The sequence below is a fragment of the Salinispora sp. H7-4 genome (genome assembly GCF_013416675.1).
Classification (GTDB): Bacteria; Actinomycetota; Actinomycetes; order Mycobacteriales; family Micromonosporaceae; genus Micromonospora; species Micromonospora vitiensis.
On sequence record NZ_JABZED010000058.1, the window covers coordinates 1 to 508 of the forward strand.

The window sequence follows — 508 nt, forward strand, 5'->3', positions numbered from 1 at the left end:
ACCCGGCCGCATCGGCCAACCTCGCCAAGTTGGCTGACACCACCATCGCGTTCTACACCGGCGACCAGATCCCCGTCGAGTCTTCCACCGCCGCCGCCATCGCGACTGTCGGGGACCGTCTAGACGACCTCGGTATCCTCCACGACACCGTCAACTACGGAGACGGCTCCACCTTGGCGTCCACGTGCAACGGCGGTCACAACTATGGCTGCTGGGCCCCGGCGATCGCCGACTACCTCCCGCAGCTCGAGGCGTCGTTCGACTCGGCCAGCTGACACTGGCCAGCCGGAAACACCGGACGTTTGGCGTCGCGGCAACCAGCCCACCCGCAGTGATGCGGTCCGTTCGACCTGCCCGAGCAGAGGAGGTTCCCATGCGCGGCACCGGCTCATCTCCGACGAGACCGGCAACGATGGTGTTGCTGGCGGTGACGACCCTGACCGCCAGCATCGCCCTGAGCAGCCCGGCCCAGGCCCAGAGACCCGCGATCTCGGAGCCGGACCCGGTC

General features: G+C 68.1%; 1 pseudogene. It reads left to right on the forward strand.

Features of this window, described 5'->3' with window-relative positions:
* A pseudogene (locus tag H0524_RS21915) lies at positions 1 to 275 on the forward strand (esterase); the annotation flags it as partial.
* Positions 276 to 508: the final 233 nt, after the last annotated feature.